Origin of the sequence: Clostridium tertium, from assembly GCF_902652255.1 — a bacterium.
Classification (GTDB): domain Bacteria; phylum Bacillota; class Clostridia; order Clostridiales; family Clostridiaceae; genus Clostridium; species Clostridium tertium_A.
Genome location: NZ_CACRTO010000008.1, coordinates 255124 through 274463, shown reverse-complemented (window position 1 = coordinate 274463; position 19340 = coordinate 255124). Strand labels below are relative to the sequence as shown.

General features: G+C 28.9%; 19 protein-coding genes, 1 tRNA gene and 1 pseudogene. 3 read left to right on the top strand and 18 right to left on the bottom strand.

Annotated elements, in window-relative coordinates; genetic code table 11:
• Window positions 1-184 precede the first annotated feature (184 nt).
• The 8 genes from GPX08_RS03960 to GPX08_RS03925 form a co-directional block, all read right to left on the bottom strand.
• Window positions 185-547, bottom strand: coding sequence for a hypothetical protein (locus GPX08_RS03960; protein ID WP_156625550.1), 363 nt, complete (start codon window positions 545-547; stop codon window positions 185-187).
• Window positions 548-569: 22 nt separating this feature from the next.
• Entirely contained in the window at window positions 570-1535 is a 966-nt protein-coding gene (locus tag GPX08_RS03955) for an ATP-binding cassette domain-containing protein (protein ID WP_156625549.1), read from the bottom strand.
• A complete protein-coding gene (locus GPX08_RS03950) occupies window positions 1528-2574 on the bottom strand; it encodes an ATP-binding cassette domain-containing protein (RefSeq protein ID WP_156625548.1) in 1047 nt (348 codons plus the stop codon). The genes GPX08_RS03955 and GPX08_RS03950 overlap by 8 nt, the downstream gene beginning before the upstream one ends.
• Before the next feature lie 14 nt (window positions 2575-2588).
• Window positions 2589-3506: an ABC transporter permease subunit gene (locus GPX08_RS03945; protein ID WP_156625547.1), complete on the bottom strand. Its 918-nt coding sequence runs from the start codon at window positions 3504-3506 to the stop codon at window positions 2589-2591.
• A 16-nt stretch (window positions 3507-3522) separates the two neighbouring features.
• Window positions 3523-4476, bottom strand: a complete 954-nt coding sequence (locus GPX08_RS03940) for an ABC transporter permease subunit (RefSeq protein ID WP_156625546.1) — start codon at window positions 4474-4476, stop codon at window positions 3523-3525.
• Window positions 4477-4559: 83 nt separating this feature from the next.
• Window positions 4560-6260 carry a peptide ABC transporter substrate-binding protein gene (locus GPX08_RS03935; RefSeq protein WP_156625545.1) on the bottom strand — a complete coding sequence of 567 codons (1701 nt, stop codon included), beginning with the start codon at window positions 6258-6260 and terminating at the stop codon, window positions 4560-4562.
• A 633-nt stretch (window positions 6261-6893) separates the two neighbouring features.
• Window positions 6894-7892 carry a GGGtGRT protein gene (locus GPX08_RS03930; protein ID WP_156625544.1) on the bottom strand — a complete coding sequence of 333 codons (999 nt, stop codon included), beginning with the start codon at window positions 7890-7892 and terminating at the stop codon, window positions 6894-6896.
• Window positions 7893-7912: 20 nt separating this feature from the next.
• A complete protein-coding gene (locus GPX08_RS03925) occupies window positions 7913-8605 on the bottom strand; it encodes a hypothetical protein (RefSeq protein ID WP_156625543.1) in 693 nt (230 codons plus the stop codon).
• A gap of 235 nt (window positions 8606-8840) precedes the next feature.
• On the opposite strand from GPX08_RS03925, the gene GPX08_RS03920 reads away from it, so the two are divergent.
• Window positions 8841-8924 (top strand) — tRNA-Leu (locus GPX08_RS03920).
• 233 nt (window positions 8925-9157) lie between these two features.
• On the opposite strand, the gene GPX08_RS03915 is transcribed toward GPX08_RS03920, so the two are convergent.
• From GPX08_RS03915 to GPX08_RS03905, 3 genes and pseudogenes are all read right to left on the bottom strand, one after another.
• Window positions 9158-9340: a hypothetical protein gene (locus tag GPX08_RS03915; RefSeq protein ID WP_156625542.1), complete on the bottom strand. Its 183-nt coding sequence runs from the start codon at window positions 9338-9340 to the stop codon at window positions 9158-9160.
• 729 nt (window positions 9341-10069) lie between these two features.
• Window positions 10070-10432, bottom strand: coding sequence for a phage holin family protein (locus tag GPX08_RS03910; RefSeq protein ID WP_156625541.1), 363 nt, complete (start codon window positions 10430-10432; stop codon window positions 10070-10072).
• Between the two features lie 544 nt (window positions 10433-10976).
• Window positions 10977-11228 (bottom strand): annotated as a pseudogene (locus GPX08_RS03905) (peptidase); the annotation flags it as partial.
• 561 nt (window positions 11229-11789) lie between these two features.
• Between GPX08_RS03905 and GPX08_RS03900 the strand changes: the two are divergent.
• The gene (locus GPX08_RS03900; RefSeq protein WP_156625540.1) at window positions 11790-13961 is read left to right on the top strand and encodes a hypothetical protein; all 2172 of its coding nucleotides are present in this window, start codon (window positions 11790-11792) and stop codon (window positions 13959-13961) included.
• Window positions 13962-14126: 165 nt separating this feature from the next.
• Here GPX08_RS03900 and GPX08_RS03895 read toward each other — a convergent pair whose 3' ends face one another.
• The 3 genes from GPX08_RS03895 to GPX08_RS03885 form a co-directional block, all read right to left on the bottom strand.
• Complete coding sequence (locus GPX08_RS03895; RefSeq protein WP_156625539.1) at window positions 14127-14222, bottom strand: hypothetical protein; 96 nt, start codon at window positions 14220-14222, stop codon at window positions 14127-14129.
• The gene (locus GPX08_RS03890) at window positions 14209-15237 is read right to left on the bottom strand and encodes a pyruvate kinase (protein ID WP_156625538.1); all 1029 of its coding nucleotides are present in this window, start codon (window positions 15235-15237) and stop codon (window positions 14209-14211) included. The genes GPX08_RS03895 and GPX08_RS03890 overlap by 14 nt, the downstream gene beginning before the upstream one ends.
• Window positions 15238-15375: 138 nt before the next feature.
• The gene (locus GPX08_RS03885; RefSeq protein ID WP_156625537.1) at window positions 15376-15828 is read right to left on the bottom strand and encodes a hypothetical protein; all 453 of its coding nucleotides are present in this window, start codon (window positions 15826-15828) and stop codon (window positions 15376-15378) included.
• Between the two features lie 118 nt (window positions 15829-15946).
• Between GPX08_RS03885 and GPX08_RS03880 the strand changes: the two genes are divergently transcribed.
• The gene (locus tag GPX08_RS03880; RefSeq protein WP_156625536.1) at window positions 15947-16438 is read left to right on the top strand and encodes a hypothetical protein; all 492 of its coding nucleotides are present in this window, start codon (window positions 15947-15949) and stop codon (window positions 16436-16438) included.
• A 191-nt stretch (window positions 16439-16629) separates the two neighbouring features.
• On the opposite strand, the gene folK is transcribed toward GPX08_RS03880, so the two are convergent.
• The 4 genes from folK to folE are packed head-to-tail and all read right to left on the bottom strand — an operon-like array spanning window position 16630 to window position 19338.
• Window positions 16630-17451 (bottom strand): 2-amino-4-hydroxy-6-hydroxymethyldihydropteridine diphosphokinase, encoded by an 822-nt coding sequence (gene folK / locus GPX08_RS03875; protein ID WP_156625535.1) that lies wholly within the window; start codon window positions 17449-17451, stop codon window positions 16630-16632.
• Window positions 17452-17459: 8 nt separating this feature from the next.
• Window positions 17460-18269 (bottom strand): dihydropteroate synthase, encoded by an 810-nt coding sequence (gene folP, locus GPX08_RS03870; protein WP_156625534.1) that lies wholly within the window; start codon window positions 18267-18269, stop codon window positions 17460-17462.
• A gap of 16 nt (window positions 18270-18285) precedes the next feature.
• Complete coding sequence (locus GPX08_RS03865; RefSeq protein ID WP_156625533.1) at window positions 18286-18759, bottom strand: HD domain-containing protein; 474 nt, start codon at window positions 18757-18759, stop codon at window positions 18286-18288.
• Between the two features lie 24 nt (window positions 18760-18783).
• Complete coding sequence (gene folE, locus GPX08_RS03860; protein ID WP_156625532.1) at window positions 18784-19338, bottom strand: GTP cyclohydrolase I FolE; 555 nt, start codon at window positions 19336-19338, stop codon at window positions 18784-18786.
• Between the last annotated feature and the right edge of the window lie 2 nt (window positions 19339-19340).

Below are 19340 nucleotides of genomic sequence, written 5' to 3'. Positions count from 1 at the left end.
ATTCCTTTTCAAGAAGAGATATTTATTATTTCTTTAAAAGGTTAAATATACTATTTAACACAAAACTCTTTAGATGCTTTACTTAAAATATTACACTCTTAAAATCATTACTATTACCAGAACAAATAAAATTTAAAGTTAATTAAAAAAATAGTTTTATAATTAAATTTTGATATAAAACAATCTAGCTTATTATTTTAAAAGCAATTATTAACCAATCTATAAATCCTCCATATAAGATAATTGTGATACTAACTACTATTAATACAATTCTATAGCTAAATACACTATACTTATCTTTCCACTGATCTATAAAGGATAATTCCTTCACGCCTCTTTTCTTTAATATTAAGAGAGCTCCCAAAATCATTCCTAATGCTCCAATTAGCAGTAAAGCACTTCTTACATTTTGTAACGATTGCCTCCAATTAACATTTGGTACTAATAATGAAATTATTCCAACTACTAAAATAATTCCTAAAGATATAATGCTTCCCCAAATAATGCATTTAATTAAATCTTTTATTACTTCAATAAATTTTTCCATACGTTTATCTCCTAAAATCTAATTAGTATAAATGACATGCCACAAAATGTCCTTTTTCTATTTCCTTAAATTCTGGTTCTTCAGTTTTACATATTTCCATACACTTACTGCATCTACCTTGGAATTTACATCCCTTAGGAGTATTTATTGGACTAGGTACATCTCCTTCTAACATAATCCTACTTCTGTTCTCTTCTATATCCGGATCTGCTATAGGAATAGCTGACATTAATGCTTCTGTATATGGATGTTTAGGATTATTAAATAATACTTCTGATTCAGCTAGTTCAACCATACTACCTAAATACATAACTGCTACTCTATCTGAAATATGCTTAACCATAGATAAGTCATGGGCAATAAAAAGGTAAGTCAACCCTAATTCATTTTGCAATTTAATTAATAAGTTAGCAATTTGCGCTTGAATTGATACATCTAGTGCTGATATAGGTTCATCACATAATATAAACTTTGGCTCTACAGCTAAGGCTCTAGCTATACCTATTCTCTGTCTTTGTCCACCTGAAAACTCATGAACAAATCTATTTGCATGTTCTTTGTTTAATCCTACATGCTCAAGCAACTCATAAACCCTTTTATCTTTATCTGCTTTTGATTTAGCTAACCCATGAATATCTATTCCTTCTGATATAATATCAGCAACAGTCATTCTTGGATTTAATGATGCATATGGATCTTGGAATATTATTTGGACTTCCTTATTAAACTGCTTTTTTTCTTTTCCCTTTAATCCGTCTATTGCCTTTCCATTATATAAGATTTCCCCATCTGTCTTATCATATAAACCAATAACAGTTCTTCCACAAGTAGTCTTACCACATCCTGATTCTCCAACTAAACCTAAAGTCTCTCCCTCTTTAATGGCAAAGGAAACATCATCTACTGCTTTTAGAATATCTTTATTTCCAATTTTGAAATATTTTTTTAAATTTTTTACTTCTAAAATTACATTATCTCCATTAGCCATTTTTTCTTTCCTCCATAATTTCTTCTAATATCTCCTCAGGTAGCTCTTCACTATATAACCAGCATTTCGCTTTATGTATATCCCCAAATGAATACTCCTTTGGCTCCTCCTCTAAACAAATATTCATGCAATACTTACAACGCGCTGCAAATGCACAGCCTTTTGGTGGTGCAATTAAGTCAGGAGGTGTCCCCTTTATTGTATCTAGTAATTGTTTCCCTTTCCAACCTAGTTTAGGAACTGAGTTCAAAAGTGCCCAAGTATATGGATGTTTAGGATTATAGAATATTTCTCTCTTTTCACCACTTTCTATAATCTGTCCAGCATACATTACTGCAATTTTATCTGCCATTCCTGCAACTACTCCAAAGTCATGGGTAATTAATATTACTGCTGTATTTAATCTATCTTTTAGCTCATTAATTAATTCAAGTATTTGAGCTTGAATTGTAACATCAAGTGCAGTTGTAGGTTCATCTGCTATTAAAATTTTAGGCTCACAAGCAACAGCAATAGCTATCATAACCCTTTGTCTCATTCCACCTGAAAATTGATGTGGATATTGATCTATTCTTTCTTTAGCATTTGGAATTCCTACAGATTCAAGTATTTTAATAGCTTCTTCTCGTGCAGACTTTTTATCCATACTTCTATGAGCTACTAAATTTTCTATTATTTGCTTACCAACCTTCATAGTTGGATTAAGAGATGTAAGCGCATCTTGGAATATCATTGCACATTCTCCACCTCTAAATTCTCTAATTCTTTTCTTATCATAGCCTAATATATCTTCACCATTAAAAAATATCTTACTACCATCTTTAATTTCACCTTGTGGTCCTAATATTAAAGACATAATAGCTCTAGCAGTTACACTTTTCCCGCATCCTGATTCTCCTACTATAGCTAGTACTTCTCCTCTTGCAACATCAAAAGATACTCCTCTAACTGATTGCACCTCTCCTGCATAAGTATGATAAGATACTTTTAAATCTTTAACATCTAAAATTGATTCATTATTATTAATTAACTTTTCCATACCTTATATACCTCCTATTGCCTTAATTTTGGATCTAGAGCATCCCTTAAACCATCACCTAAAACATTAAATGAAAGAATTAATAAACATAAAATTACTGTAGGGAATAATAATTGATAAGGATAAAAGGCCATAGCTTGTTGTCCTGCTGATAATAATGACCCTAAACTAAAGACTGGAATATTTAATCCAAGTCCTAAGAATGAAAGTATTGTCTCTGAAACAATTACACTTGGAATTGTTGATGCAACATCTAATATTATGAGTCCAATTGTATTTGGTAATAAATGCTTTAATATTATTCTAAGTGGAGATGCCCCTAAAGCTTCCGCTGCTAAAACATACTCACTTTCCCTTAACTGAAGAATTTGTCCTCTTATCATTCTAGCAGTACTTGTCCATGCAGTTAAACATAAAGCTAACATCAATTGGAAATATCCATTTCCTAAAACAACTAGGATTAATAATGTGATTATTAAATATGGAATACTGTTTAACACTTCAACAATTCTCATCATTACTTCATCTACTACTCCACCTATATATGCTGCTATACCACCATATAAACATCCAATTACTATAACTATTATAGTTGCAATAATAGCTATGCTAATAGAGATTCTTGTTCCTATCCAAACCCTTGTAAACAAATCTCTTCCCATAGCATCTGTTCCCCACCAAAATTCACCGCTTGGGGATAAGTTTTTCTTTTGAGTTACAACTGTTTGATAATCTAAATCTCTAACAATTGGAGCAAATATAGCTAATAAAATAATTGCTATTAATACAAATAAGGCTCCCATTGCAACAGGATTCTTCTTAAGTCTTCTCCAAGCATCCTTCCAATAACTAATATTGGGTCTTACAACTAAGTCACTATCTAATGTAGAAGAATCTACAAAATCAAATCTTTTATCTTTTAAAGTCTTCATAAATCCTCACCTCAACTTACTTCACTAATCTTATTCGTGGATCTACTATTGTATAAAGTATATCTGTAATAAATATTGTTATTAAATAAATTAATGCATATAACAATGTTAATCCCATAAGTATCGGAATATCCCTATCATTAGAAGCCTGAATAAAATATTGTCCAGCTCCTGGAATTGCAAAAACCCGCTCTATAAAGAAGGATCCAGAAATTACCCCTGATATTGCTACTGGCAATACTGTAATTATTGGAATTAAGGAGTTTCTAAGAACATGTCTTTTAACTATAGTAACTTCTGATAAACCTTTTGATCTTGCTGTAAGTGTATAATCTTGATTTATACTATCTAACATGCTAGTTTTCATTAATCTTGCATAATAGGCTAAATATGTTCCAGCCCCTGCTAAAGTTGGCAATATAGTGTACTTCCACCCTCCAAACCAAATATCTGCACCTTTTGGCCAACCTATTATAGGTAAATTAAATAATGTCCCCTTAGCTAAATACTTTTGCAATAGTAATGATAGTACCAGAGAAGGTACCGATGCAAGTATCATTGCTCCCACCAAAATGGTATAATCTATAATCTTCCCTCTTTTCATAGCAGCTACAATTCCTAAAAGAACTCCTAATGTTACTCCTACTGCTATTTGTTGTATTCCAAGCCTTGCTGATACTGGCATTTTCTTCTCAACAATACTTGAAATAGTATCTCCAGCATGAACTAATGACTCCCCGAACTCACCTTTTACAATATAATTTTTTAAAGTAATAAAGTATCTTTCAACTACTGGCTTATCATAGCCATATTTAGCAATAACTATTTGCTTTGTTTGCTCTGGTAGCTTTTGAATTTTCTTATCAATAGCTGTCCCTGGAACTGCAGCTAAAAGAAAAAATGTAGCTGTTCCAATTAGATATAATGTTATAATCATTTCAATAAATCTTCTTACAACATACTTTGCCATAATCCTCTCCCTTTCGAAATTCAATTAATGCACACCAACATTTGTTGATGTGCATTATACAGTGCCTTATAGTTTTATTTTAATTAGTTTTTCCCTTGTATATATGCATGCTTAAATTCGTAAACTGATCCAAATGAAGTAAATTGAATATCTTTAACATAGTTTTGATAGAATGAGTATTTATCAGTATAATAAACTGGTGAAATAACAGCATCTTCATTAACTAATTTAGTTTCTAACTCTTTATAAATCTCTGTTATCTTATCTTGATCTGTTTCCTTATATACAGATGCTAATAATTCATCGTATTTAGCATCAGCATAACCAGTATGGTTATTTCCACCATTTGATACCCAAATATCTAAGAAGCTCATTGGATCGTTGTAATCTGCTGACCATCCTGATAATGTAAAGTCGTATTCTAACTTGTCCATTATATCTAAATAAACTCCCCAGTCCGCTTGAGTTTCAACATTTATTTTAATACCTAAGTTTCCACTAATTTGTTGAGCCATCCATTCAGCTCTTTGTTTTTGTAATTCTGAACTACCTTGATTTAAGTAAGTTAACTCATATTTACTTAAATCATCTGTTTGAAGTCCTAATTCCTTTAATCCTTCTTTAAATAACTCTTGAAGTTTTTCTTTGTTATTTACATATGTTTTAGAATCAGCAACTAAAGGTCCTTCTACTTTATCTCTATATTTCTCATCACCAGAATTTATAGCAGTTGGAACTATTCCATAAGCAGATTCGAATCTACCAACTAAATCCTTAGTGTAAACATCTCTTTCTATTGATAATCCAATAGCTTTTCTTATTTTTGCATTCTTTAATATTCCATCAGCTGACTTACTAGTTTGGTTAAAGTATAAGTAGAATGATCCTGGATCTTCTCCAGTAAGCTTTTGGAATTCTCCTGCATCAGCTCTTTCAGTCCATTTTTCAATGTAATCTGTTTGAGCTCCTGATATATCTAATTCTTGTGATTCAAATAATTGAGCTTGAGTAGCAAACTCTTTAATATCAGTCATGTTAATCTTTTCAAGATATACATTTTCTGCATCCCAGTAAGTATCATTTTTCACTAATACCATTGAGTTACCATTGTCCCAACTCTCTATCTTAAAAGGTCCATTATATACTGTGTCTGTAATTTCACTTGCATATTTATCACCTAATTTTTCAATAACATCTAATCTAATTGGGTGGAATACTGTATAAGATACCTTAGATACAAAGTATGGTAGTGGATGCTTTAATTTAAATTCTAAAGTATAGTCATCAACAGCCTTTACTCCTACTGCATCTAATGAACCTTTTCCTGTATTATATTCTTCTGCACCTACTATATCATATGCTAAAAATGAATAAGCAAAACCATTATCTGGATTTAATATTCTTTGGAAAGAATCAACATAATGTTGTGCTATTACTGGTTTTCCATCTGACCAATCCATTTTTCTTAATTTGAATGTCCATGTTAACCCATCTTCTGATGTTTCCCAACTTTCTGCCCCAGCTGCAACTATCTCGTCACTTTCTCCATTATTCTCTATTCTTACTAAACCTTCTTGTACTGCGTTAAGAATAGATGAACTTTGGTTATCAGTAGTATCGTTAGCATCTAAAGTTGCAACGTCAAAATAAATAGTGTTTAATACTTGCTCGCTATCCTTTTCTGCTCCACTTCCTGATTCTCCAGAACCATTACTTCCACAGCCTACAAGTAGCATCATGCAACTTACGCCAGCTGCTAGTAAAGAAATTAACTTTTTTTTCATTACTTTTCCCCCTTTTTATATTTTTTAAATTTATATTATTTAATATTAATAATAATCAGTAAAACCCTATCAAAAACCTCCTTTTGATATTTTTCTATTATTTTCTATTTCCTTCTATTATTTTCTTCTCAAAATATTGTCTATTTTGCTTGTACATTTAATGTTAAAATAATATTCTTAAATTAGATTTAAGAATATTATTTAATTTATCAATAGAAATTTTAAACTTAAACCAATAATTAAATAAAATTTCAATTAACAATAACCAATTTTATCCTTTTTATTTGTACATATGATACCTTAGCAGTCATTTATTGTCAATATATTTTTTTCTAATTCTTCAATTTTTTATATATTATATTGCTATATAGTAATATAAATTCCTTATATAAATTAAAATTATCAATAAAGGTAAAATAATTCTTAACTTTCACTAATTATTACTCTTTATAACTTAATATATTTAACAATAATATTATTATGCTAAATCTTAAACATTCAAGATAACATTCTTCTAATTTAATAAAAAAAGCCCCATATGAAATTATTAAAATTTCATATGAGACTCTTTTATCTAAACTTTTTTATAATTCTTTTCGAAACTTTTTTATGTGTAAACAATACTTAATATTCTTATTTCATCGCTTCTTCAATAGCAACTGCAACAGCAACTGTAGCACCTACCATTGGGTTGTTACCCATTCCAATTAACCCCATCATTTCAACGTGAGCTGGAACTGAAGATGATCCTGCAAATTGTGCATCTGAGTGCATTCTTCCCATAGTATCTGTCATACCATAAGAAGCTGGACCTGCTGCCATGTTATCTGGGTGAAGAGTTCTTCCTGTACCACCACCTGATGCTACTGAGAAGTATTTCTTTCCTTGATCAACACATTCTTTCTTATATGTTCCTGCAACTGGATGTTGGAATCTTGTTGGGTTAGTTGAGTTACCAGTAATAGATACGTCAACTCCTTCGTGATGCATTATAGCAACACCTTCTCTAACATCGTTAGCTCCATAACATTTAACCTTAGCTCTTGGTCCATTTGAATATGGAACTTCTCTAACTATTTCTAATTTACTTGTGTAGAAATCGAAGTTAGTTTCAACATAAGTAAATCCATTTATTCTAGATATAATGTATGCTGCATCTTTTCCTAAACCATTTAATATAACTCTTAATGGTTCTTTTCTTACTTTGTTTGCTTTTTCAGCTATTTTAATAGCTCCTTCAGCAGCAGCAAAGCTTTCGTGTCCTGCTAAGAAAGCAAAACATTTAGTTTCTTCTCTTAAAAGCATAGCTCCTAAGTTACCATGTCCAAGACCAACTTTTCTATCATCTGCTACTGATCCTGGAATACAGAAAGCTTGAAGTCCTTCTCCAATAGCTTCTGCAGCTTCTGCAGCTTTAGTACATCCCTTTTTAATTGCAATTGCAGCACCTAAAGTGTAAGCCCACATTGCATTTTCAAAAGCGATTGGTTGTGTAGATTTTACGATTTCGTAAACATCTATACCTTTTTCATCGCAAACTGTCTTTGCATCTTCTATTTTACTCATTCCGTACTTTTCTAATACAGGAATGATTTGATTAATTCTTCTTTCATAACTTTCAAATAATGCCATTATACTGTTCCCCCTTCAAATTATTCGTGTCTTGGATCTATAACTTTTACAGCTTCATCAAATCTACCGTATTGTCCAGTAGCTTTTTCCATAGCTTCGTTTGCATCCATTCCCTTAGCAACCATTTCCATCATCTTTCCTAAGTGAACGAATTTATATCCGATTATTTCTCCATTTGCATCTAAAGCTACTTTAGTTACATATCCTTCTGCCATTTCAAGGTATCTAGATCCCTTAGCAACTGTTCCGTACATAGTACCAACTTGTGATCTAAGTCCTTTTCCTAAGTCTTCTAATCCAGCTCCTATTGGTAATCCACCTTCTGAGAAAGCAGTTTGGCTTCTTCCGTAAACTATTTGAAGGAATAATTCTCTCATAGCTGTGTTAATAGCATCACAAACTAAATCAGTATTTAATGCTTCTAATATAGTCTTTCCTGGTAATATTTCTGAAGCCATAGCAGCTGAGTGTGTCATTCCTGAACATCCAATTGTTTCAACTAATGCTTCTTCAATTATTCCATCCTTAACATTTAAAGTTAATTTACAAGCTCCTTGTTGAGGCGCACACCAGCCCACACCGTGTGTTAATCCTGAAATATCTTTTACTTCTTTAGCTTGTACCCATTTTCCTTCAACAGGAATTGGCGCAGGTCCATGATTAGGTCCCTTAGCAACAACGCACATTTCTTCCACTTCTCTTGAATACATCATATCTTATCTCCTCCCTAATTATAGACTGCTCTAGTCTCGTTGTTTATTTTTTAACACTTATCACTAGAGTAATCGGGACAAAAATAACCCATGTAGGTCAAATTTATCCTATAATCTATAATAACAGAAGTAAAAAGGTCTAACAACATAATATTACAAAAAAACTACACTTTTCTTATGAAAATTTTATCCCTTGCTATTTTATTTCTATTTTGCTATAATAACTATGCAGTAAGTCGGCATGGCGGAACTGGCAGACGCACATGACTCAAAATCATGCGGTTTTACCGTGAGGGTTCGATTCCCTCTGCCGGCACCAATAAATTAAAGAAATGGCTTTATCACTAGGTAAACACCTTTTGGATAAGGTCATTTTTCTTGTTTTTCCACTTCTTTTACCACTTTTGTTACAATTAAATTTGAATTCTTTCTCTTAAAATCAGAAGATATGGATCCGCTTGAATATCGGAGCCACACCTTAATAGCATAATTTTAATTTTTTACTCTGTCTACTTGACAGAACTCAGTTCATTTTTCCTATCTACTAGATTTTTAATTTAACTGCATTTTTCTCTCTTGAATTAAATTCTGTAATTCATCTAAATCTTCTAATGTTGCTTTATTTCTTATGAAACTTCTTGCACTAGTCCTATTCTTTAAATAATTTGCATACCATCTATTCTTTTCTCTCCATCTTTTATCTGCATTCCTTTGTGCTTCACTTGTTTTCCTCATTTTAACCCTCCTATTTTATAAAAAGATTAACTATTGTTTCTAACTAAAAAACTTTATTTTTAGTAATTTTTTATAAAAATTATTATATAATCTTAATCCAAGGTCAATATTACTTGCAATTATTTCACTGTGACAATTTTATTGATACGTATTTCAAAGTAATTTATATGCTGATATGCCTATAAAGATGGCTGTATTTCAATAAAAGTCATGTTATAAAATTAAGTATAGTATATGTCCCTTTATAGCTAAATAATTTCCTTATACTAAAAGAAATAGTACCTAGAATTGATTAGGTACTATTTCTTTTAATGTGATTTTTTAGGTTTATTTGTGAGCAAAAATACATAAGGGTAAATAGTAATAATAATTCGCTATAGATTTTGTGTATTTCTCTACTACACAAAATCCTATAAATGTATTTATAAATAAATTATATTTTCTATTACTAAAATTTTCAATCTTGCTTAATACTTTTTCACTGTGACAATTTTATGTAAATAAATAGCCTATAGAGAATAATCTCTAGGTACCCTGTAAAAGTTATACAATACTTGTTAATTGATATGTAAAATATAATATCTTTATATTAAATTTATTTGTTTGAATTAAATCTATACTTAATAAGTATTACTTTTTAAGTATATTTACCTCTATAGCGGTAGTAAAGAATTTATAACATAATAAAAGAATCCTATTTCTAGGATTCTAAAATCAAACTTTTTTACATTACATAACTCTTACAGGTACTACTGCATCTATTATTCCAATGACTACTGCAGATAGTATTGCTCCTATTATTGATACATTCATATTTGGTACAAAGAACTGTGTCAAATATATTATTATTGCTGCAACGGCAAAACCCTTTAAGCCTTTACCAAAGGGTGAAGCATCAACTTTCATAAATAATTCTATAAAATAATCTAATACTGTTATAACAACTGCAGCAATTAAATATGACCATATTCCTCTGATACTAAAACCTGGTGTAAAAAATGATGTTAATCCTAATACAATTGCAACTAATACCAATCTTCCTAATAGCCTTAACATACTACTTCCACTATTACTTTTATCACTATCTACCATATAAATTCCTCCTTAATAAAAATTTATTTGATATAAGTAGTATGCTCATAAATAAGAAATATATTAGTAATTCATAACTTTAATATAACTCCCTATTTTATATTCATTAACTCTTAATCTATTATATTTACTCGAATAAGATAATATGTAATACAAATAATATCTTTATTAATCAGATTACAAGCTTCTTTAAAAATCCTTGTAGTTTACTTAATAGTGCATTTTCTTCTATAGATTCTCCTAATCCTATAATTATTACTTTCAACTAACTTTATTAAGCTATTTAAACAATAAATGTAATCATATCATCAGAATTATTAAAACTTTTCTAAATTAACTAGAAAATTTTTAGTTCTAGAAATATCAGTGCTTAAAGATCTTATAACATTGGATAATATTAATGTTAGCAATCTTATAATGAAAGAAATTAAAAATAATAAAATAGCCACTGAAATATCAGTGGCCTTGTTAATTATTATTCAATTACATATTAAGCAGCTGGTCTAGCAGAATCTGTTTGTTCAGCTGGATTAGTATCCTGTATTGGATTCGGATCTGGCGTCGGCGTTGGATCCGGTGTCGGCGTTGGATCTGGCGTCGGCGTTGGATCTGGTGTCGGTGTTGGATCCGGTGTCGGTGTTGGGTCCGGTGTCGGCGTTGGATCTGGTGTCGGTGTTGGATCCGGTGTCGGCGTTGGATCCGGTGTCGGCGTTGGATCCGGCGTCGGCGTTGGATCCGGTGTCGGCGTTGGATCCGGTGTCGGATTCGGATTTGGCGTCGGATTCGGATTTGGTGTAACTACATTATTTCCTCCTCCAGTACTATTCCAATCCTCATTATATGTATTTTCATCATTATTACTTTCTTCTTTTGCTTCTACTAATTCATTATATAAATTTTCATAATAAATAATATCCTTATCAATATCTCCTTCTGTAATATTTATATCTGCATTTTCATCTAATTCTTTAATTTTATCCTTAATTTCTTGAAGCTTAGCTTTATTTTCTTCCTCTTTTTTCTTTTCTTCTTCTTCCTTCTTCTTTTTTTCCTCTTCTTCTTTTTTCTTATTTATATCTTTATCATCACTTTGAGTTACTACAAGGGAAAGATTCTTTTTATTTAAATAATTTGAATAAATACTTCCTGTTATTACTACTCCTGCTAAGATAAATACTAATAATACACATATAATTATTTTTAAAGCCGAATTTTTATTTATGTAATCTATTATTTTTTTTATCGCCTTAAATCTCCCCATTTTACCCTCCATTTGCATTTTTTTCTACTTACCCCTATATTTTAACAAAATTTCTCATCTAACACAAATAAAAATATTATACAATTTATTCTATTTATGGTAATATATATTTATAAAGCATTTTTATGGAGGTGGGTAATGGAAGTAATTGAAAAAGAAAAAATTTATGTAACCTCATACTATATTGACATAATACAAAATATTTTCTATACTCCTAGAATTTTTATCTCTCCAGACTATATAAGAAAAACACTAAAAACTATGAAGGTTACAGTTAAAAAAAATGAATTCAATGAAGAAGATAGAGATTTAATAAATTTAATTATTGCTCTTTGCTACTTTAATTTAAATGAGTATAAAACCTCATATGAATATTTTGAGGAATTACTATATAACAACAAAGATAATACAAATCCCTTTTTAAAAGGAAGTTTATATGTCATGCTTACTCTTTCTTCTCTAAAACTTAATGATATGGAAAAACATAATCATTACTTTAATTTAAGTATTAATTATTTAAATGAAAATAACTATAACGGACTGCTTCTATATATATATTTAAATGTTTCTTTTATCAAGTTAGAAACATTTAATATTGATGAATTTCTTTATAGTAATATAAATAATGCCTATAATATACTATTAGATTATGAAGGAAAATATACTTCACAAGCATATATTATGCTTGGCCAAATTTATTATAAATTTTTAGGTTTAAATACAATATCTTTAAATCTATTTGATAAAGCCTTATCTATTGCGAGAAAAGATAAAGACAGAGATATAGAAATGTTAGTTTACTATAATAAAGCTTCTACTTATTTTGCAATGGACAAGTTAGATGAAGGAATTAATCTTTTAAAAGGTATTCTAAATAATTATTCTAATAAAATTTCTAGCACTTTTAAAATAAATATCTATAGCAAGCTTTTAGAGTTATATTATATTTCTAATTCTAGATTAAATGAAGCAAAATATATATTACAGCTATATAAAGAAGAACTTTATAACTTAGATAAACTATATATTGATAATTATTTAGCTAGATATAACTTAATAAATGTACATTACAAATTAATTGAGGCTGATGGAAAAATTAGTAATCAATTATCTGATGAGCTTTTCTATTACTTAGAAACTGCATCTATTTTTTATAAAAACAATTTTTCAGATTTTACTTTTATGCAATACCAATATTGGATAGAAAAATCCTATGGAGATTTATATAAAGCACTGAAGGATTACACTAATGCACTACTCCATCATAAAAGAGCCCTTTTATTTTCTGAAAATATCAGAAATAAAAATAATATTGAATTATATAAAGCAATATCATCAGATTATGAAGCTTTAAAAGACTTCAAAACAGCTCTTAAATATTATAAAATCTCTATTAATACATTAGAAGCAATTAATACCTATGTTAGAGATGATTTATATAGTAAACTTTTCGAAGACTTTGAAAGTAAAACTATTTTAAACACAGTAAATAACAACTTTTTCTCTAACCTAAGTCATGAGTTAAAAACTCCTGTTAATATTATTTACTCATTAATTCAATTGATGGGATCTTTAAAAAATTCTAACGAGAATTGTATAAAAGAATGTTTTATAAAATATGAAAAAACTCTTAAACAAAATTGCTTAAGAATGTTAAAGCTTATAAATAATTTAATTGATATAACTAAAATAGATTCTGGAACTAGTCAGTTAGACTTAGTATTTATAGATATAGTTCCATTTATTGAAGATCTAACATTATCTATAATACCTTTTGCTAACCATAAAAATATAGATATAACTTTTGATACTAACATTGAAAAACTCTACTTAGAAGTAGATCCTTATGCCTTAGAGAGAATATTATTAAATTTATTATCTAATGCAGTCAAATTTAATAATAGGGATGGTGCTATCTTTGTTATAGTCAATTTCAAAAATGATACTGTTGATATATCAGTTCGTGATAACGGCATAGGTATTCCAGATATTTATGTTCCAAATCTATTTGATAGGTTTTATAAAGTTGATTCAACCCTTTCTAGAAAAAATGAAGGAAGCGGTGTAGGACTATCTATTACCAAATCTTTAGTAGAACTACATGGTGGAACTATTAGATTAAATGAAGAATATAAGGATGGTACTGAGTTTATTATTAATATGCCAATTCCTCCACAAATAGAAAGTAATATTATAAACAAGTACGAATATTTTATTGATGATGAAAAAATTCTCAGAGAGTTTTCTGATATATATGAATTGTTCTAGTTTATATAAACAAAACGAAAAATGATATCCTTAACCAAGGGATATCATTTTTCATTAAGGGGATAATTAACTAATTGTTAAGCACTAACAACTATATTTATATAATACTACTCTTTTATGTCAGTATTGTTACAAAATGAATTTTTCAAGTATTTTTATTACATATTATTTAGCCCATTTATATACAAAGAAAAATAAGTAAATAATTAAACCTCCTAGTAGCATCCATAGAATAGATGTAATTATATTATATTTCTTCATTATTATCTGTCTTTTTATAATGTTCAATTGCTGACTTTAAAAACTTTACTGTCTGAATAGGTACTTTTCCTATAGATGTTTCTCCAGCAAGTAAAAAACCATCTACACCTATATTAATAAAATTATAAATACTTTCTATCTCAGGTAATGTTGCTAAATGTCCATTCTTCATGCTATTTAATAAATGAGTAGCTATAATTACTTTTTTATTGTTTTCCTTTATTTTTTTTATGGCATCAATTTGAAGGCTCACTGCATCTAATATCCCTGCTTCAGGAACAAGATCCCCCCTTCCAATAATAACAGTATCTACTTCATTTAATATATCAACAATATTTTCTATTCCCTTAACTGTTTCTACTTTTGCCCATATCTTAAAATTATCTTTTTTATCTTTTATAATATTTTTTATAAGTATAATGTCATTACTACTCTCTACAAATGATTGACAAATAATATCTGCATTATTATCTATTGCAAAGCTTATATTCTCTACATCTCTTTTGCTTAAATAATTCTTTTCTTCAACTAAACCAGATAAATTACATCCTTTTCCTTCTCTAATAATTCCGCCTTTTATTACTCTTGCTTTAATTATTCCATCTTTAACAGAGATAATTTCAAAATTCATTGTATTATCCTTCATAGAAATAGAGCTAATATTACTTTTTTCAATTGTTCTGCTTTTAATATTTAAAGGAATATACTTTCTTTCTTTTAACTCTTTAAAACTAATACTATTATAAAAATCTTCACCACAGAAATATATTTCTTGGTTGTTATACACCTTATATATATACTTTAAACTTTTTGAAACTCTAACCTTTTTACCTGATAAATCTATTAAAATATGTAAATTACTTTTCAAATCCTTAGAATTTTTTATTACTTTTTCAAAATCGTCTTTATTGAAATGAGAGCAATTAAGCCTTATTATATCTACACCACTTTCAATAAGCTCTTTAAGTATCCATTTATCAATTGTTTTAGGTCCTATAGTTGCAATAATATTCATAGCCTTCTCCTTACAAGTATTGTTACTTATCTTTACTATAAATTTTTTATTTTTATTACAAATATTTAGATATAAAAAATGATACCTACTTATAATTAACTTTTATAAGATGATATCATTTTTATAAACTCACTTAACTTATTCATTTATAATTTTTATAATCTTTAATATTTCTTTTACAATATCTAGATCTACTTCCTCCATTATTTTTTTAGGAAATTTTAATACTATTCCTAATGTATTAATATTTTTTAGAACATAAAGGCTTTCTCCTTCTTTCATATTAATTCCAACAAATTTACTTGCTAAAACATTCCCTATACTATTGCCTATTCTTTTTGCTTTATCACCAGAACTAAAATAAATAAGTATTTCGCTAATTTCATCTAAAAATTCAATTTTGAAGTATAAATCTATCTTAGTTACATTAGCTTTTAAAACCTTTTTCCTTAGAACTTTTCCATAATTAATTTGCCTATTATAATTAATATCTTCTTCAGAAAGATTTACACTGAAGTCTCCTACTTCTTTTAAATACTCAATAATTTCATCTAAAATATTTTTATTGTTTATATCTATACCGTACTTCACATATTCTCCATAAAACCTGGTTCTATTTCATACTATTCTTACGATATTAAAATGTTCTAAAGTCTTTTTATAAAGAATAAGCTAATATAAGAATAATATAGGAGGGCTTTTTGCTTAAATGAAAAGAATATTTGCATTGATTGTTATAACATTTTTTACAAGCCTACTTATAGGTTGTACCTTTAATAGTGCTCAATACATAAGACCTGGAGATAAACCTAAGTCAAATTTTTATACTGAAGAAATAAAAGAAATGATTTCTAAGGATAATGATTATAAGCTTAAAGTCTTTGATATGAATATTTATAAATATTATGATGTTAATGAAAATGAATATAGCATAATCCCAGACTTTATAGACTCTTTAAGCGATAAAAATTATGAAGCAGAAATTCAAGAGGAAGATATACCTGATTATAAAATTATAATAGAGTTCTCAGATAAAAAGTATGTAATAAATGCTTACAGTGACACTCTTATATCTATTTACCCTTGGGATGGGGTTTATTCTGAAGATATAATTTCAATGGAAGGCGTATCCGATTACTATAATTTATATAAGTTTTGTGAGTATGTAAAAAAAGTAGCTAGTAATGAAATTAAAAAATAAAAAATCGGACATATGTAAGTTTCTTATGACTCATATTGTTTTAATCCATAAAAAACTTATATATGTCCATTATAGAACTAAGGAAAGAAAATTATAAAAAGTTATTTATCAGATAACTATTCTATAATTTTCTGTAAAATAAATACTAAGTATACATCTATTTATACATATTAGGTATACAAATATTTTTATTATATATCTTTCTGTAAATCTGATAACAGCCTAAAAATTCTTTCTTTTCTTAAAGGATGAATTAAATTAGGTGCTATCTCACATAATGGTTTTAAGACAAATTCTCTCTCTTCCATTCTAGGATGAGGTATTGTTACATAATCATCTGAAGTTACATAATCATCAAATAATACTATATCTAAATCTATTATTCTAGGACCCCATTTAATTATTCTTTCCCTCTTCATTTCTTTTTCTATATTAAGCAAATTTGTCATAAGCTCTTTTGGCTCTAAAAATGTCATTATTTCAATAGCAGCATTTTTGAAAATATCTTGATTTTCATATCCCCAAGGTTCTGTTTCTATAATTGAAGATACCTTCGTTACTTTAACTTCTTTAATCTCTTCTATTTTCCTTATTGAGGATTTTATATTTTCTTCTTTTTCACCAATATTACTTCCTATAGAAATATATGCTTTATGCCATTTCCTATATACTTCTACTGCTGCCGTATCTAAATGTCTACCTATAGGAGCCCATGGTTTCTTTAATAAAACCTTACAAGCTTTTACTAGTGGATAATTTAAAAGAACATATTCAGCAATCTTCTCTACTGCTGTTTCTATTAAATCATAGCTTTCCTTTTGGAACTCTTTCTCAATATTGTGGCATAACTCACCATAATGTACTGACTTAGTTAAATCATTTGTTATAGCAGCCTCTCTTAAATCAACTTCTAACTCTAATGAAATAATAAATTTTTGACCTAGAGATTTTTCTTCATTAAATACACCATGATTTGCAAATATCTCAACATCTTTTAAATATAACTTGTCCATAAGATCTCCTATTTACTTCTTAGTATTTTATCTGTCATTATACATGCCCTCTTATTTTCAAGGACATCATGAACTCTAACTATATTACAACCTTTCATTATTCCCATTACAGTGGTTGCAACTGTTCCTTCAACTCTTTCATTAGTAGGAAGCCCTAATGCTAAACCAATCATAGACTTTCTAGAAGTTCCAAGTAAAACTGGATAACCAATCTCAACTATTTTTTCTAAATTGTCCATAACTACTAAGTTTTCTTCATAAGTTTTTGCAAATCCTATACCTGGATCTAGTATTATATTTTCTCTTGAAACTCCAGCTTCTAATGCTATATTAATACTATCAACTAAGTCATATATGACCTCATGCATTAGTCTTTCATAAGGTTTTTCTTCTCTATTATGCATTAATATACAAGGTACATTATACTTTGCAGCTACCTTTGCAATATTTTCATCTTTTTTAAAACCCCATACATCATTTATAATATCAGCTCCAGCTAAAATAGCTGCTTCTGCTGTTTTGCTCTTATAAGTATCTATTGAAATTACTACATCTAGTTCCTTTTTTATAGCCTTTATTATAGGTATAACTCTATTAATTTCTTCTTCTTCTGATACATAATCAGCACCTGGTCTAGTAGATTCCCCTCCAATATCAATAATATCAGCACCTTCTTCTACCATTACCTTTGCTCTTTTAACAGCCTCTTCAACTTCATTATATTTTCCACCATCTGAAAAAGAATCAGGTGTCACATTTAATATCCCCATGACATATGTTCTTTCATTAAAGTTAATTTCCTTATTACCTATCTTCATAATAATCTCTTCCCCTCTAAAGTTTTATTATTTTATTTTTCTTTTCCTTATCCCAGTAACATTCTTCATAAGCTCTACAATTAAAACAATTTCTTGAAAGCTTATCGCTTTTATAAATAAGCTTTGAAAGCTCATCTTCAGCTTCTTTTCTATGATTGATTATAGCCCTTATAATATCTTCTTTATCTTCTTTAGTAAAGTTAGTTTCATCTAACAGTTCTTTAGCAATTTCTGCACTTGCCTTATGATGATCCATACCTTCTGTGTACTCTACTACCCTACCTATATCATGAAGTAATGCTATAGCATATATTACTTCTTTTTTAAAGCTTAATCCTACTTCCATCACTGTTATATAGGCTATTCTAGCAACATCTAAAAAATGTTCTAAATCATGTCCACAGAACCATCTATCTTTTTCTAATTCACCTAACTTTTTTAATAACTCTTTATATTTAGGATTACTTAAAATACTATTTACATTTTCCAATGTTTCACCTTCTTAAAAATAAACTTATTTAATAAAGTTCATTACTTCTTTTCTAAGTTCATAATCTTCCTTAAAGCAACCTCTATAAGTAGTAGTTACAGTCTTAGCTCCTGGCTTTTTAACGCCTCTCATAGTCATACACATATGCTCACCTTCAATTACTACCATTACTCCTTCTGCATCTAAATATTTCATTAAAGCATCGGCTATCTCAGTAGTTAGCCTTTCTTGAAGCTGTGGCTTTTTAGCATATACTTCTACACATCTAGCTAGTTTTGAAAGTCCAGCTACTTTTCCTTTAGGTATGTATGCAATATGTGCCTTACCATAAAAAGGTACAAAGTGATGCTCACACATTGAGAAGAATGTTATGTCCTTTTCAAGAACTAAATCATTACCTTCAACTGTAAAAGTCTTCGATAGTTCCTTTTCTGCTGTCTGTCCAATCCCAGAAAAAATTTCTTCATACATCCTTGCAATTCTATCAGGCGTTTCTAATAATCCTTCTCTATCAGTATCTTCACCTATTCCCTCTATAATAAGCTTAACACCCTCCATTATTTTCTCTCTATCTACCATTT